The sequence below is a fragment of the Herminiimonas fonticola genome, from assembly GCF_003293745.1.
In the GTDB taxonomy this organism is placed as follows: domain Bacteria; phylum Pseudomonadota; class Gammaproteobacteria; order Burkholderiales; family Burkholderiaceae_D; genus Oxalicibacterium; species Oxalicibacterium fonticola.
Genome location: NZ_PTLZ01000001.1, coordinates 1272792 through 1289011 on the forward strand (window position 1 = coordinate 1272792; position 16220 = coordinate 1289011).

At 52.1% G+C, this 16220-nt stretch carries 15 protein-coding genes; 11 read left to right on the top strand and 4 right to left on the bottom strand.

Features of this window, described 5'->3' with window-relative positions; translation table 11 throughout:
- The first annotated feature begins 107 nt into the window (after positions 1 to 107).
- The gene (locus Hfont_RS06330) at positions 108 to 734 is read left to right on the top strand and encodes a DUF47 domain-containing protein (protein WP_112991431.1); all 627 of its coding nucleotides are present in this window, start codon (positions 108 to 110) and stop codon (positions 732 to 734) included.
- 120 nt (positions 735 to 854) lie between these two features.
- Entirely contained in the window at positions 855 to 1862 is a 1008-nt protein-coding gene (locus tag Hfont_RS06335) for an inorganic phosphate transporter (protein WP_112991432.1), read from the top strand.
- 84 nt (positions 1863 to 1946) lie between these two features.
- Here Hfont_RS06335 and Hfont_RS06340 read toward each other — a convergent pair whose 3' ends face one another.
- The 3 genes from Hfont_RS06340 to Hfont_RS06350 form a co-directional block, all read right to left on the bottom strand.
- Positions 1947 to 3605: a PhoH family protein gene (locus Hfont_RS06340; RefSeq protein WP_181666420.1), complete on the bottom strand. Its 1659-nt coding sequence runs from the start codon at positions 3603 to 3605 to the stop codon at positions 1947 to 1949.
- Positions 3606 to 3829: 224 nt separating this feature from the next.
- Positions 3830 to 4324 (bottom strand): peroxiredoxin, encoded by a 495-nt coding sequence (locus Hfont_RS06345; protein ID WP_181666421.1) that lies wholly within the window; start codon positions 4322 to 4324, stop codon positions 3830 to 3832.
- Positions 4325 to 4652: 328 nt separating this feature from the next.
- Positions 4653 to 5027, bottom strand: a complete 375-nt coding sequence (locus Hfont_RS06350; RefSeq protein WP_112991433.1) for an Mth938-like domain-containing protein — start codon at positions 5025 to 5027, stop codon at positions 4653 to 4655.
- A gap of 287 nt (positions 5028 to 5314) precedes the next feature.
- Here Hfont_RS06350 and Hfont_RS06355 point away from each other — a divergent pair, with 287 nt between their 5' ends.
- From Hfont_RS06355 to clpB, 9 genes are all read left to right on the top strand, one after another.
- On the top strand, positions 5315 to 6538 hold the full coding sequence (locus Hfont_RS06355) for a pyridoxal phosphate-dependent aminotransferase (RefSeq protein ID WP_112991434.1): 1224 nt from the start codon (positions 5315 to 5317) through the stop codon (positions 6536 to 6538).
- Positions 6539 to 6627: 89 nt separating this feature from the next.
- Positions 6628 to 7938, top strand: a complete 1311-nt coding sequence (locus tag Hfont_RS06360; protein ID WP_112991435.1) for a homoserine dehydrogenase — start codon at positions 6628 to 6630, stop codon at positions 7936 to 7938.
- Positions 7939 to 8355: 417 nt separating this feature from the next.
- On the top strand, positions 8356 to 8592 hold the full coding sequence (locus tag Hfont_RS06365; protein WP_421800981.1) for a hypothetical protein: 237 nt from the start codon (positions 8356 to 8358) through the stop codon (positions 8590 to 8592).
- A gap of 324 nt (positions 8593 to 8916) precedes the next feature.
- Positions 8917 to 10377, top strand: coding sequence for a threonine synthase (gene thrC / locus Hfont_RS06370; protein WP_112991437.1), 1461 nt, complete (start codon positions 8917 to 8919; stop codon positions 10375 to 10377).
- Between the two features lie 24 nt (positions 10378 to 10401).
- Positions 10402 to 11652: a molybdopterin molybdotransferase MoeA gene (locus Hfont_RS06375; protein ID WP_112991438.1), complete on the top strand. Its 1251-nt coding sequence runs from the start codon at positions 10402 to 10404 to the stop codon at positions 11650 to 11652.
- A 36-nt stretch (positions 11653 to 11688) separates the two neighbouring features.
- Positions 11689 to 11946 carry a molybdopterin converting factor subunit 1 gene (gene moaD, locus Hfont_RS06380; protein ID WP_112991439.1) on the top strand — a complete coding sequence of 86 codons (258 nt, stop codon included), beginning with the start codon at positions 11689 to 11691 and terminating at the stop codon, positions 11944 to 11946.
- A 48-nt stretch (positions 11947 to 11994) separates the two neighbouring features.
- Positions 11995 to 12480, top strand: coding sequence for a molybdopterin synthase catalytic subunit MoaE (gene moaE, locus Hfont_RS06385; protein ID WP_112991440.1), 486 nt, complete (start codon positions 11995 to 11997; stop codon positions 12478 to 12480).
- A complete protein-coding gene (crcB, locus tag Hfont_RS06390) occupies positions 12480 to 12851 on the top strand; it encodes a fluoride efflux transporter CrcB (protein WP_112991441.1) in 372 nt (123 codons plus the stop codon). Before moaE ends, crcB begins: the two co-directional genes overlap by 1 nt.
- Positions 12852 to 13004: 153 nt before the next feature.
- Positions 13005 to 15590 (top strand): ATP-dependent chaperone ClpB, encoded by a 2586-nt coding sequence (clpB, locus tag Hfont_RS06395; protein WP_112991442.1) that lies wholly within the window; start codon positions 13005 to 13007, stop codon positions 15588 to 15590.
- 109 nt (positions 15591 to 15699) lie between these two features.
- Here the strand turns inward: clpB and Hfont_RS06400 are convergent, their stop codons facing one another.
- Complete coding sequence (locus Hfont_RS06400) at positions 15700 to 16080, bottom strand: hypothetical protein (RefSeq protein WP_112991443.1); 381 nt, start codon at positions 16078 to 16080, stop codon at positions 15700 to 15702.
- Positions 16081 to 16220 lie beyond the last annotated feature (140 nt).

Genomic DNA, 16220 nt, shown 5'->3' on the forward strand with positions numbered 1-16220 from the left:
GGCTAATGATGAAAACAATTTCCAATATTTAAAATTTTTCCTGCGGCACCAAAGCATTGCGTGCGCACCATCTTATTTCAACATTTTAATATTCAAAGAGAGTAATTATGTTCGGACGACTGATGCCTAAAGAAGGCAAATTTTTCGATCTCTTCAATGAGCACGCGGAATTTTGTGTCAAGGGTGCAAAAGAGATGGTGGCCTTGATGACCAACTTCGACGATCTGGAGATTCGCGTACATGCGATCGAAGGTATCGAGAAGCAGGCCGACAAGGTGACGCATGCAACGCTGGATGCATTGCACAAGACCTTCATCACGCCGCTGGATCGCGACGATATCCATCAACTGATTACACGCATGGATGACATTCTCGATTTGCTTGAGGATGCAGCGCAAACGATTTCTCTGTACGACATCAAGGCCATCACGCCAGAAGCCAAACGTCTGGCCGAACTGTGCCTGGCTTGTACCGAAAAAGTAAAAGCAGCCGTAGCCTTGTTGCACAACATGGATAACTCGCGTGAAATTCTGGCCATCTGCCAGGAGATCGATCGCCTCGAATCCGATGCCGATCATGTAATGCGTGCGGCGATGTCCAAACTGTTCCGTGAAGAGCCGGATGTCCGCAATCTGATCAAGCTGAAAGCGATTTACGAATTGCTGGAAACCGTCACCGATCGTTGCGAAGATGTTGCCAATATCATCGAAGGCATCATCGTAGAAAACGCTTGAGGATGTAATCGTATTTTCACTGCATCTGGCTCGGGGATTTTTACCGAGCCACGTCTTGCAAGTTTCGCGGTTGTTGGCATTCTCGGCACCGCGCGCAGATAGAACAGAAATTAAAATCCCATGCAAACTCTTAACATGAGCCTTTATGTCCTCGCCTTTTTGATTGCATTGGCGTTGCTATTCGATTTCATGAATGGCTTCCACGATGCAGCGAATGCGATTGCGACTGTGGTGTCGACCGGTGTCTTGAAGCCGCAAAATGCGGTGATGATGGCGGCCTTTTTCAACTTTATCGCGATCGGCGTTTTCCACCTCAAGGTGGCATCGATGATCGGCAAGGGGACGATTGACCCTATCGTCATTGATCATTACGTTGTGTTTGGTGCGTTGATGGGCGCGATCTTCTGGAATGCCTTGACTTGGTATTTCGGTTTGCCATCGTCGTCGTCGCATGCATTGATCGGTGGTCTGGTTGGTGCTGCCGTCGCCAAGTCTGGTACTGATGCATTGATTGCATCCGGCTTGCTGAAGATTATCGCCTTCATCGTCTTGTCGCCATTGCTCGGCTTTATCTTTGGATCTTTGATGATGATTCTGGTGTCGTGGTTGTTCGTGCGTTCTACACCGCGCAATGTGGATAAATGGTTCCGTCGCTTGCAACTGGCTTCGGCCGCTATGTATAGCCTGGGTCACGGCGGTAACGATGCACAAAAAACCATGGGTATTATCTGGATGTTGTTGATCGCTGCCGGCGTATCGACGGCCGACGAAGCTTTGCCATGGTGGGTGGTCATCAGTTGCTATAGCGCGATCAGCCTGGGTACCTTGTTCGGCGGTTGGCGCATCGTCAAAACCATGGGGCAAAAAATCACGAAATTGAAACCGGTCGGTGGTTTCTGTGCCGAAACAGGTGGCGCGATTACCTTGTTCCTGGCTACGGCGATCGGTGTTCCGGTTTCGACTACGCATACGATTACCGGCGCCATCGTCGGTGTCGGTGCATCGCAGAAAATGTCAGCAGTGCGCTGGGGCGTCGCCGGTAATATCGTTTGGGCATGGATCTTCACGATTCCTGCTTCGGCCTTCGTGGCAGCGATCGCGTGGTGGATAGGTACGATGATTATGTAATGCGTTTATGCATTGCACGATAAGCGAACCATAAAAAAAGCCTGCTGATTCAGCAGGCTTTTTTGCATTCGGCGATTCGGATTTTTACAGGACTTCGCTCGCGTGATCTGCCAGACGTGAACGTTCGCCGCGTGCCAGTGTGACGTGACCGCCGTGGCTCCAACTCTTGAACCTATCGACGACGTAGGTCAAGCCACTGGAACCTTCAGTCAGGTAAGGTGTATCGATTTGAGCGATATTACCGAGACAAACGATCTTGGTACCCGGGCCTGCGCGGGTGACCAGAGTTTTCATTTGTTTCGGCGTCAAGTTTTGCGCTTCATCGATGATCAGGAACTTGTTGACGAAGGTCCGGCCGCGCATGAAGTTCAGCGACTTGATCTTGATACGTGAACGAATCAGATCCTGCGTTGCAGCACGACCCCATTCACCGGCATCGTTGTCGGACTTGTTCAACACTTCCAGATTGTCGTCGAAGGCGCCCATCCATGGCGACATCTTCTCTTCTTCCGTGCCTGGCAAGAAGCCGATGTCTTCACCCACTGGCACCGTTACGCGTGTCACGATGATTTCGCTGTAGAGCTTGGTTTCCAGTACTTGTGCCAAACCTGCTGCCAATGCCAGCAAAGTCTTGCCGGTACCGGCCTGACCTAGCAATGAAACGAAATCGCATTCTGGATCCATCAACAGATTCAGCGCAAAATTCTGTTCACGATTACGTGCAGTCACACCCCATACGCTGTTCTTGGTATGCGCATAATCACGCAAGGTCTGGATAACCGCTGTCTTGCCATTGATCTGGCGTACCTGACCGTAGAACGATGCTTCGCCGTTCTTTGGTTCCATGAAGACGAACTGGTTGACCAGCATCGCCGGTACGACCGGGCCGCTCAGGCGATAGAAGGTGTAACCAGTACCGTGCTTGTTCTCCTGCCACGATTCCATTCCCTTCGCGTGCTTGACCCAGAAATCATCCGGCAATTGCATGATGCCGGAATAGAGCAGGTCGGTATCTTCCAGCACGTGATCGTTGAAATACTCTTCTGCCGGCAAGCCCATCGCACGCGCCTTGATGCGCATGTTGATGTCTTTCGATACCAGCACGATAGGACGCCCCGGATATTGCGCCTCCAGTGCACGTACCACGCCGAGAATCTGATTGTCGGCCTTGCCCATGGGCAGACCTTCCGGCAGCGTGACGTTTTGCAATTTGGTCTGGAAGAACAAACGGCCCTTGGCGTCCTTGTTGCCCAGCTTGGAAAGAGGAATGCCATCATCGATTGCATTTTCTTCTATGCCGCTGACGAGTGCATCCAGTGAACGCGATACCTGGCGCGCGCTGCGTGCAACTTCCGACATGCCTTTTTTGTGATCGTCCAGCTCTTCCAGCGTCATCATGGGCAGATAGACGTCGTGTTCCTCAAAACGGAACAGAGATGTCGGATCGTGCATCAACACATTGGTGTCGAGCACAAACAATTTTTTAACGCCGGATTTATCGACCGGGCGGCGGGTGCCTGATTTCGGTGCAATCGCCACGGTTTGGGCAGAAGTTGCACGTGGTTTTTCAATCGGCGTCTTTTCTGTGATTTTGGCACGGACCGGAGTCGGTGCAGGTTGGCTAATGCGTGCTGTCGGTTCAATCAATGTCAATGCTTTGACAATTTTGTCCTTATCCGCCTTCGGATAGTCTTGTGGTGACAGCAATGCGGCAGGTTTGCTTGGTAATTTAGGCAGGGGCATCAGGACCTCGATCTAGTAAGTTTGGAAACATGAAAACGGGTACGAATGGCGACGACGAGGCGAAAAAAAGATTGAGGAACAGATTTAAAGAGAGATACAGCGGTGGAAAAATGAAGAAGATACAAATCGAAAAGTAAAAAAGCCGTTTGGGCAGGCTCGTGGCCATATCCGCAAACGGCTTTCTTGAAGAAAAATTCTTTTGAATTCAATGGGTTTCTGCAAACCTATGCAAGAGCCTTCACAAACTCCAGTACTTCATCGATGTGTCCAGGCACTTTTACTCCACGCCATTCTTTCACCAATTTGCCTGACTCGTCAATGACAAATGTAGAGCGTTCGATGCCACGCACTTTCTTGCCATACATATTTTTCATCTTCATGACATCGAACATCGTGCACAGCGTTTCATCCGGATCGGAGATCAACTGGAAGGGCATCTCCAACTTGGCCTTGAAACCTTCATGTGAACGGATGCTGTCGCGGCTGATGCCAAAAATCTCGGCATTGGCTTGCTGGAACTGCGGATACATTTCGCGGAATTGAATGCCTTCCGTGGTGCAACCCGGTGTGTTGTCCTTGGGGTAAAAATACAGGACAATATTTTTTCCTTTGTAATCAGATAGTTGAAATGTCTGATCACCAGTCATCGCAGCGGAAAAATCCGGCACTATCTTGTTGAGTACGGAAGGGCGCTCTAGCACGGCGATGTCTTGATCCATTTGTTATCACTCTCTTTGTCGATGATTTCGGCACTGTGCGCAGCGCACGGAAGTCTATCGATTCGTTGTCATTCCGGCATCTGAACGAAGATAAATAATGCGGCCAGAACCGAACATGGGGGCGAATTTTTGTCCTTCAAGCAATGAAACTTGAAAAACTTTCTTTACTTCTTCGCCCTGTGCTTCGGATCAATATGAGAATCACAGCTTGCTTTACACTATTCAAAAGACAATAATTTTGCGCGATGGTTCAAGCTGGTTGACGCCGGCTCAGCATGAAGTCTGTGGTGCTGAGGAAGCGCGCCAGGTTGCAGTTTCAGCGGCTTGCTCAGACTTCAAATATCAGTGCCAGTGCTACCTTGCGGCCTTCGGTCATCAGAATATTGTAAGTGCGGCAGGCGGCTTGATTGTCCATGCATTCAACGCCTATGCGACGTGTTGTCAGTGGTGCTGTCAAACGCGGATGTACGAAGCGCTGGCGCATGCCGGTGCCGAGGATGACGACGTCCGGCGAGATCGCATTGATCTGCTCAAAATGTTCTATCGTCAATGCATCGAAAGACGTTACCGGCCAAGGCGCAGGCGCGATTTCAGGTAAAACGACGATGCTATTGTTGAATGGAATAAGGTTGATCTCTACGCCGTTGTCTTCATATGAGGTGACGGTTTGATATTGCTGGGTATTGCTGCTGTGGAGCTTCATAACGGTATGGGAAGAATATAAATCGGAATCGACTGGGCCTAATTCCGATAGTTAGAAGATAAAGAACGCTTATTGTAACGTTTTCAGCTTTAAATCAGCCTTTAGCGATTGATAAAATCGGTCGCTTTCGGCAAAATGGACCTCTTTCGCGCTGCAAGCTTGCAGCCGTCATTTTTCGCCGGGCTCCGGTTGTCGATCTTGTGTCGGCGGCTGTGACGAACCGGCGTTTTCGTTAGAGCTGATCGGATCTTGTATCGACAGCTCTAAAAATAACAAGGAACACCGCTGTGCGACCGATCCAGAAATCGAAAAAACTTGCTGACGTTTGTTATGACATACGTGGACCCGTGCTGGAAAAAGCGCGGCAGATGGAAGAAGACGGTCACAAGATCATCAAGCTGAACATCGGCAACCTCGCCACTTTCGGTTTCGATGCACCTGATGAAATCGTGCAGGACATGATCCGCAATATGTCGAACGCGTCGGGTTATACCGATTCCAAAGGCTTGTTCGCTCCGCGCAAGGCGATCATGCAGTACACGCAGGAAAAGAAAATCGCCGGCGTGACCATCGATGATATTTACCTCGGCAACGGCGCATCCGAACTGATCGTGATGAGTGTGAATGCCTTGCTCAATACCGGCGACGAAGTGCTGGTACCTTCACCTGATTACCCGCTGTGGACTGCAGCCGTCAGTTTGTCTGGCGGTACGCCTGTGCATTACGTCTGTGATGAACAAGCCGGCTGGTTCCCGGATATCGAAGACATCAAGAAGAAGATCAATTCGAATACCAAGGCCATCGTTGTTATCAACCCGAATAATCCTACCGGCGCACTGTATCCGGTTGAATTGCTGCAGCAAATCGTTGAAGTCGCGCGTCAGCATCAGCTGATCGTTTTCGCTGATGAAATCTACGACAAGGTGCTGTACGACGGCGCGACACATACATCGCTGGCCTCGCTGGCCGATGATGTGCTGTTCATTACCTTTAACGGCTTGTCGAAGAATTATCGTGCTTGCGGCTATCGCGCCGGCTGGATGATCGTCTCGGGCGAGAAGCGTTATGCCAAGGATTACATCGAAGGTTTGAACATGCTGGCGTCGATGCGCCTGTGTGCCAACGTGCCTGGTCAATACGCCATCCAGACCGCGCTTGGTGGCTATCAAAGCATTAATGACTTGGTGGGGACTGGTGGCCGCCTGTTGCGTCAGCGCGATCTGGCACACAAGCTGTTGACCGAGATTCCGGGTGTTACCTGCGTCAAGCCGAAGTCGGCCTTGTATATGTTCCCGCGCCTTGATCCGAAAATGTATCCAATCAAGGATGACCAGGATTTTGCCTATCAATTGCTGGCGGAAGAAAGCGTGCTGATTGTGCAGGGAACGGGCTTTAATTGCCCGACGCCTGATCATTTCAGGGTAGTATTCCTGCCGAATTCCGACGATCTGACATTGGCGATCGGCCGCATTGCGCATTTCCTCGAAGGCTATCGCAAACGTCTGGGTTGAGATTTTCGCCATTGGCAATGCGTTCGCCGTTCAGCGAGCGCGTGCAGTATTCGACATCCGCTTCATCCGAATTTAATTAAGCAGAAATTATGAAATCCATCAAAGTAGGTTTGCTAGGAATCGGCACCGTAGGTGCAGGTACATTCAATGTCTTGAAGCGCAATCAGGAAGAAATTTCCCGTCGCGCAGGTCGCGGCATTGAAATCGTGATGGTGGCAGACCTGGATGTCGCACGCGCCAAAGAGCTGGTCGGCGCGCAATGCGAAGTCGTCAAGGATGGCAATCTGGTCGTCAACAATCCAGACATCGATATCGTGATTGAACTGATAGGCGGCTACGGCATCGCCAAGGATTTGGTCCTGAAGGCGATCGCCAACGGCAAGCATGTCGTTACTGCAAACAAGGCTTTACTGGCAATCCACGGCGATGAAATTTTCAAGGCCGCGCAGGACAAAGGCGTGATGGTCGCCTATGAAGCTGCAGTGGCTGGTGGTATTCCTATCATCAAGGCCTTGCGCGAAGGTCTGACTGCGAATCGCATCGAATGGATCGCCGGCATCATCAATGGCACCACCAATTTCATCCTGTCCGAAATGCGCGACAAGGGCCTGGATTTCGATACCGTTTTGAAGGAAGCGCAACGTCTCGGTTACGCCGAAGCCGATCCAACCTTCGATATCGAAGGCGTAGATGCTGCTCACAAGGCGACATTGATGGCAGCGATTGCATTCGGTATTCCGGTGCAGTTCGACAAGGCGCATGTGGAAGGCATTACCAAGCTGGAAGCGGTCGACATCCGTTATGCCGAGCAACTCGGTTACCGTATCAAATTGCTCGGCATTGCCAAGCGCACACCGCAAGGCATAGAGCTGCGCGTGCATCCGACGCTGATCCCGACCAAGCGTTTGATCGCCAACGTCGAAGGCGCGATGAATGCGGTGCTGGTGCAGGGCGATGCAGTTGGTGCGACTTTGTATTATGGCAAAGGCGCAGGTGCAGAGCCTACGGCTTCTGCAGTGATTGCCGATCTGGTCGATATTACGCGCCTGGCTGATGCAGATCCTGCGCATCGCGTACCGCATCTGGCCTTCCAGCCGCATGCGATGACGGATACGCCTATCCTGCCTATCTCTGAAGTGACGACCAGTTACTACCTGCGCATGCCGGTGGCGGACGAAGTGGGCGTATTGGCCAAAGTGACAAGCATTCTGGCCGAGTCGACGATTTCCATCGATGCCATGCTGCAAAAAGAACCTGCGCCGGGTGAAACACAAACCGACATCATCATGCTGACGCACCAGACGCAAGAAAAAAACGTGGAAGCTGCGATCAAGAAGATCGAAGCCCTGTCTACCGTTCTGGGTAAAGTCACCAAGATCCGTCTTGAACATTTGAGCTGATATATCTGAAAATGTAGCAGCAGATGCAATAGGAAGTAATTAGAAATCGGCAGGAAATAAAAAGCGCTCAATTGAGCGCTTTTTTACATCTGGATGGCGATCTAAATGCTAGGTGAATATTCGCATTAATGTTGCCACCGATTTGCAAAGAAAAGTTGCCACTTAGCCGCATTTCAAAGTTGCCACTTGAGAGTAAGCACCTGGAAAACCATCTTGAGCCGTGCGTGGTCTTTCCGATAGTGTCCACCACTGTCAAGTCGTTAAGGACATTATGTCCTAGGGCTTTATGTCCAATGTTGATCGCTGTTTGCTTAACCTAGAATAAACCGACTTCAATTGAGATGTCATGCAGCGTTTTGAGGTAGTGCTCCTCACGATAGATAGTGTCAAGTAATAGCCTGGAAATATTTAAAAATCATGGATTGGGTCCTTATAGTCTTCGTTACGTTCAAGGCTCTCGTGCTCGGCACGGGTATGTTCTTCGCCATCAAGTGGCATTACGATCAAGGGAAGAAGGGGAAGGAGACGGACAAGCGCGCGGTGCTACGCGCGAGCGTCAAGGTGGCCGCAGTCTTCGTGCTAGTGCTCCTGGGCTTGGGGCTCGTCACCTTCTTCCTTGTCAGGAGGCTCGGTTTAGACATGACCTTGCCATGATGGCAAAGAATAGTCGGCCGATATCCAGTGATGCGGCAGCAATTCCCCGATGCGGCTATTGGGCCGCGTCGGCGAGTCATTGCACATTCATGCTATTTCCATAGCCTTTAGTATTCTCGCCGATTGAATCCGCCTTCGAAAGCGGACATTCATATACCCCTAGAGATCAAGTGGAAACTTGGATGCGAGCGGGTGGCAGCTTTGTGGTGCAATTTAGCGGCAACATTAGTGCGAATACTCACTAGGCGAGCAAAACGCAGAAGGAGGGCGACGCTGCAGTTATAATGATGGCTTGCTTTTCTGCCTTTGACCCTATCTCACGACATGCAATATATCTCGACTCGCGGTGCGTCCGCTGCACTACCCTTTTCCCAGATCCTGCTTGGCGGCCTTGCGCCCGATGGCGGCTTGTATTTACCCGCCGAATATCCGCAAGTCACGAGTGCCGAACTGGATACGTGGCGCACCTTGTCTTATGCCGATCTGGCTTTTGAAGTACTGAAAAAATTCGCCACAGATATTCCCGAAGCCGATTTGCATGCCCTGGTACACAAGACTTACACCGCGGATGTCTATCGCAATGTGCGTCATGGCGAAGAAGCTGCGCGTATCACGCCTTTGCGTCTGGTCGAAGAGAAGGACGGCAGCAAGCTGATGCTGCAAGCTCTGTCGAATGGCCCGACGCTGGCGTTCAAGGATATGGCGATGCAATTGCTCGGTAATCTGTTCGAGTACACGCTGGCCAAACAACATGCAGAGTTGAATATTTTCGGCGCAACCTCCGGTGATACTGGTAGCGCGGCGGAATACGCGATGCGTGGCAAGAAGGGCATACGCGTCTTCATGCTGTCGCCGCACAAGAAGATGAGCGCCTTCCAGACTGCGCAAATGTTCAGCCTGCAAGACCCGAATATTTTCAATATCGCAGTCGAAGGCGTGTTCGACGATTGCCAGGATATGGTCAAGGCCGTATCCAACGATCACGCGTTCAAGCAGCAGCAAAAAATCGGTACCGTCAATTCGATCAACTGGGCGCGTGTTGTGGCTCAGGTTATTTATTATTTCCGTGGTTACCTGAGCGCCACCACCAGCAACGAACAGAAGGTATCGTTCACCGTTCCATCCGGTAACTTCGGCAATATCTGCGCCGGCCACATCGCGCGCATGATGGGCTTGCCTATCGACAAGCTGGTTGCCGCGACCAACGAGAACGATGTGCTGGACGAATTTTTCCGCACCGGTGTGTATCGCGTGCGCAAGTCGGCAGAGACTTATCACACCACCAGCCCGAGCATGGATATCAGCAAGGCGTCGAACTTTGAACGCTTCATCTTTGATTTGCTGAATCGCGATGGCGAACGTGTACGTGCCTTGTTCCAGAAAGTCGAAACGCAAGGCGGTTTCGATTTGTCCGGCAAACCGGGCAGCGATGGCGACGAGTTCAAGAACATTGCAGCTTTCGGTTTTGTGTCCGGCAAATCGACACACGCGGATCGCGTCGCGACCATACGCGATCTGCAAGCAAAATACGATTTGATGATAGACACGCATACTGCCGATGGCGTCAAGGTCGCACGTGAAAACCTGACCCCGGGTGTAACCATGATCGTGCTGGAAACAGCCTTGCCAGCCAAGTTCAATGAAACCATACGTGAAGCCCTGGGCCGCGATGCAGAACGCCCAGCCGGTTTTGAAAACATTGAAGATTTGCCGCAACGTTTTGATGTGATGACGAACGACATAGCCAAGATGAAAGCATTCATCGTTGCGCGTACTGGCCTGTAATCTCAACCGTTGATTGAGTCACATATGACTGAGCCAAAACCGCTGTTGACCGTCGCCGAAGCACTAAGCTTTCTGCTTTCTTCTGCAAGGAAGATTACGGAAACGAACATCCTGCCTACGCTGGAAGCCAACGGCCGCATACTCGCCGTCGCGCAAACTTCGCAACTGGATGTGCCGCCTGTCGATAATACGTCCATGGATGGCTACGCAGTGCGCGCAGCAGATTGCGTCAGTGGCGAAGCGGTCTTGCGTGTCAGCCAGCGCATTCCTGCCGGCCATGTTGGTCAACCACTGGAAGCCGGTTGCGCCGCACGTATTTTTACCGGTGCAATGATTCCTCAAGGTGCGGATGCCGTCGTGATGCAGGAAGTCTGTGTCGCGTCGAAAGATGCAGACGGCGATCTGGTCACCGTCAAGCACACACCACAATCCGGCGAATGGATACGTCGCGCTGGTGAAGACATAAAATCCGGCAGCACGATCCTGGCTGCAGGTCAGCGTCTGCGTGCGCAAGAACTCGGCTTGGCCGCTTCAGTCGGTCTGGCGCAATTGCCGGTCGTGCGTAAATTGCGTGTCGCCGTATTTTTTACCGGTGATGAACTTGCGATGCCGGGCGATGCATTGAAGCCCGGTGCAATCTATAACTCGAATAAATTTACCTTGCGTGGCCTGCTGGAAAACCTGGGTTGCGATATTACCGATTACGGCATCGTGCCCGATACCCTGGCCGCCACGCGCGACACCTTGCGTAGGGCTGCGGCCGAACACGATTTGATCATCACGTCCGGTGGTGTATCGGTGGGCGAAGAAGATCACATCAAGCCGGCGGTGGAAGCCGAAGGTCATATCAATATGTGGCAGATCGCCGTCAAGCCGGGCAAGCCGCTCGCATTTGGCGAGGTCAATCGCGCAGGAACATCCACGGAAAATAACCGCGCATTTTTCCTCGGCTTGCCGGGTAATCCTGTGTCGAGCTTCGTTACCTTCCTGCTGTTTGTGCGTCCATTCATCCTGCGCTTGCAGGGTGTGGCCGAGGTTGCGCCGAAAGCGTATGCGATGCGTGCCGATTTCAACTTGCCGAAAGGCGACCGACGCAATGAGTTTTTGCGTGCGAAAATCAATGTTGAAGGCGGCCTTGATTTGTTCGCCAACCAGAGCTCCGGCGTGTTGACATCGACGGTGTGGGGCGATGGTCTGATCGATAATCCACCGGGCAAGGCGATTGCGAAAGGCGATATCGTGCGCTTTATTTCCTTCAGTGATTTAATGCACTGAAGGATCAGTAAAAAACAGAGTAGAGAGCCATTCAACATGAACATTCAACTTCGATTTTTTGCCAGCGTGCGTGAAGCATTGGGCGTATCCCAAGAGTCAGTCACCGTACCGGCCGATGTGACAACCGTCGGTGGCGTGCGTGCATTTCTCCAGCAACGCGGCGGCGTGTGGGCTGAAGCTTTAGCCGACAAACGCTCTTTGCGTATGGCTTACGATCAGGAAATGACCGATGCTGCCGCGACTATCAAGGACGGTGGCGAAGTGGCTTTTTTCCCGCCGGTAACTGGCGGTTGATTCAATCAAAAAATAATGCAACAAGCTAAGCAATACTGAGAAAACATCATGGCTATCCGCGTTCAAACCGAAGATTTCGATGTCAGCAAAGAAGTAGCCGACTTGCGTGCGAACAGCCCGCAGGTCGGCGCTGTCGTTACGTTCATCGGTACCGTGCGCGACATGAACGATGGTTCCAGCGTGGCCGAGATGGAGCTGGAACATTACCCCGGCATGACCGAAAAAGCCTTGCAAAACATAGTTGAACAGGCGAAAGCACGCTGGCCGATTTTCGACGCTTTGGTGATACACCGCATCGGACCTTTGCTGCCACTGGAGCAGATCGTACTGGTCGCAGTGACATCTGCGCATAGAGGCGAAGCATTCTCCGCCTGCGAATTCATCATCGATTATCTGAAGACCGATGCGCCATTCTGGAAGAAGGAACAAACACCAGACGGCGCACGCTGGGTTGATGCGCGCAGCACTGACGATACGGCGCTGGCGAAATGGGCGGTGCCTGGCGATGACAAAAGCAAGGACGCCGGCAAATGATGAGTTGGCTAGCCGTTGGCGCAGGTGCCGCGATTGGTGCCTGGTTACGCTGGTGGTTGGGGCTTTGGTTTAATCTGGTCAATCCGCAAATTCCCCTCGGCACTTTGTCCGCTAATCTGGGCGGCGGTTATCTGGTCGGCCTTGCCGTTGCTTTTTTCAGCAGTCATCCCGCGATTTCACCCGAGTGGCGCTTGTTTGCGATCACCGGTTTTCTCGGCGGCCTCACTACTTTTTCCACTTTTTCCGCCGAAGCGGTTGTGCTGCTTCAGCGCGGGGATTATATTTGGGCACTGGGGCACATCATGCTGCATCTGGTCGGCTCGATTCTCTTCTGTATTGCCGGCTTTGCGACTTACAAGGCATTCGCCTGAATTTGATCTGGCGCAGGTAAAGGCCTAAGATTTTCGTCACAATCGTTTCTTATTTGTTCGGTATTCGTTTCATATGGCGCAACGCCATACTTGAAAAAGGGTTTTCCGACCCAATTTTTCCCTGCATGAACGAAATTCTGATGGAGAAATGCAATGCGTCTCGATAAATTAACCACCAAGTTACAGGAAGCGCTCGCTGATGCGCAAAGTCATGCAGTCGGTAACGACAACCAATACATAGAACCCGTACACGTGCTTGTTGCCCTGTTGAGTCAGGATGACAGCAGCACGCGCTCGTTGCTGCAACGCGCCGGTGCCAATATCAATGGCATGGTGACAGCGCTCAAGAGCGCGCTGGAGCGATTGCCGAAAGTATCCGGTACCGGCGGTCAAGTGCAAGTTGGGCGCGACCTGACCTCATTGCTGAATCTGGCCGACAAGGAATCGCAAAAGCGCGGCGATGAATTCATTGCGACTGAAATGCTGTTGCTGGCGCTGACTGAAGACAAGTCCGAGGCCGGCAAGATTGCGCGCGAAAACGGGCTGACCCGTAAGGCGCTGGAAGCCGCCATCACCGCTGTACGCGGAACTTCAAAAATCGATTCCGCCGAAGGCGAAGGTCAGCGCGAAGCCTTGAAGAAATACACGATGGATCTGACCGCGCGCGCGCGCGCCGGCAAGCTCGATCCTGTCATTGGCCGCGATGACGAGATACGTCGCACCATCCAGATTCTGCAACGTCGCTCGAAAAACAATCCGGTATTGATAGGTGAACCTGGCGTGGGCAAAACGGCGATTGTCGAAGGTCTCGCACAACGCATCATCAACGGCGAAGTACCGGAAAGCCTGAAAGGCAAACGCGTGCTGTCGCTCGACATGGCATCACTGCTGGCAGGTGCTAAATATCGCGGCGAGTTTGAAGAGCGCCTGAAAGCGGTGCTGACCGAACTCGCACAGGATGAAGGCCAGACCATTGTCTTCATCGACGAGATGCACACGATGGTCGGGGCCGGCAAGGCTGAAGGCGCAATGGACGCCGGCAATATGCTCAAGCCTGCATTGGCGCGCGGCGAGCTGCATTGCGTGGGCGCAACCACGCTGGACGAATATCGCAAATACATAGAGAAAGATGCTGCGCTGGAACGCCGCTTCCAAAAAGTCCTGGTGGATGAACCAACGGTGGAAGCGACCATCGCGATCCTGCGCGGCCTGCAGGAAAAATACGAAGTCCATCACGGCGTCGACATTACCGATCCGGCGATTGTCGCTGCGGCAGAACTGTCGCATCGCTACATTACCGATCGCTTTCTGCCTGACAAGGCGATTGACCTGATCGATGAAGCGGCAGCCAAGATCAAGATCGAGATCGATTCCAAACCGGAAGTGATGGATCGCCTGGACAGACGCGTCATTCAATTGAAGATAGAACGCGAAGCGATCAAGAAAGAGAAAGATGAAGCCTCGCAAAAACGTCTCGCGTTGATTGAAGAGGAAATCCAGCGTCTAGGCCGTGAATACGCCGATCTGGAAGAAATATGGAAGGCCGAAAAATCTGCAGCACAAGGTAGCCAGAACATCAAAGAGGCGATTGAAAAAGCGCGTCTGCAGATGGAAGAGGCGACCCGCAAGAGTGATTGGCAGCGCGTGTCCGAGTTGCAGTACAAGACATTGCCCGAGCTGGAAGCGCAGCTCAAGAATGCCGTCACTGGCGAAGCCACTGCTGAAAAAAGCAAACCGCAACTGGTACGAACACAAGTCGGCGCAGAAGAAATCGCCGAAGTCGTGTCACGCGCAACCGGCATTCCGGTGTCGCGCATGATGACAGGTGAACGCGAGAAGCTGTTGCAGATGGAAGATGCATTGCACAAGCGCGTAGTCGGTCAGCATGAAGCCATCGTTGCAGTCTCCGACGCGATTCGTCGCTCACGCGCGGGTCTTGGCGATCCTGGTCGGCCATACGGTTCCTTCATGTTCCTTGGGCCAACCGGTGTTGGTAAAACCGAGCTGTGCAAGGCGCTCGCGAGTTTCCTGTTCGATACCGAAGAATCGCTGATTCGTATCGACATGAGCGAGTTTATGGAGAAGCATTCAGTGGCACGCCTGATCGGTGCGCCGCCAGGCTACGTTGGCTATGAAGAGGGCGGTTATCTGACCGAAGCCGTTCGGCGCAAACCGTACAGCGTGATCCTGCTCGACGAGATCGAGAAGGCGCATCCCGATGTGTTCAACGTCCTGCTGCAAGTGCTGGACGATGGCCGCATGACCGATGGGCAAGGCCGCACTGTCGACTTCAAGAATACCGTCATCGTGATGACCTCGAATCTTGGTTCACACAAGATTCAAGCGATGGAAGGTAATGAACCGGCATTGATCAAGATGGCTGTGATGGCCGAAGTGCAGTCGCATTTCCGTCCCGAGTTCATCAACCGTATCGACGAAATCGTCGTGTTCCACGCGCTCGATGAAAAGAACATCGGCTCGATTGCGAAAATTCAATTGGCAACGCTGGAACAACGTCTGGAACGCATGGATATGGTTATGGACGTCAGCGCAGACGCCTTGCAGAAGATTGCCGAGGCTGGTTTCGATCCGGTGTATGGCGCACGTCCTTTGAAACGCGCGATCCAGCAGCAGATCGAAAATCCATTGTCGAAGGCGATCCTGGAAGGGAAGTTTGGGCCTAAGGATGTGATCAAGGTCGGCGTTGAGAATGGCGAATTGAGCTTCGTCAAAGGCTAAGCTCGACAAGAAAGCCGCCATAGCCAAGTATGGCGGCTTTTTTTAGGCAGGATTCAGTTGGTCGTTTATAGGTGGGGCTGATGATAAACCGTTAGCCCAATCTACCGTGCTAGTACTTGGAAAACTGTACCCCTAATTTCCGCTCAATACTTTCCCCAAGCCGCGCCCCAAGGCCAGGCAAAATCGAACGCAACACCCCAGGAATTTGATGCAAGCCGTCGCGCATTTCTTTCGCCATCTTCGGACCTGTGACGTCGTCAATTCCGCTTGTCAGGTTTTCTCTGCAGCGCACGACCGTGCCGACAATACTATCCGTTAAAACATCCAGATCGCCATTGTCTGTTTCTCTTAGCAGTGCGATCAAGTGGTCGTAAATGATCAGCATCTCGTTCAGCTCTGTGACTGCCATCGCCGCCGGAGAAGCTGACGTCCCTTTGATTCCACGTTTGAAGGGCAATACGTTATTACCTTCGGTATTGTTCACAGACATGACAGTGCCTAACTTGTTTGATATGACAAAAGTGCGAGTGACACGGCGGATGCCGGATTACAAGACAACAATACTCGCCGAAATCCGCATGCATATTGACCAAGCTCAATATGCGTAAAAATAGACAGTATTAACAAAAG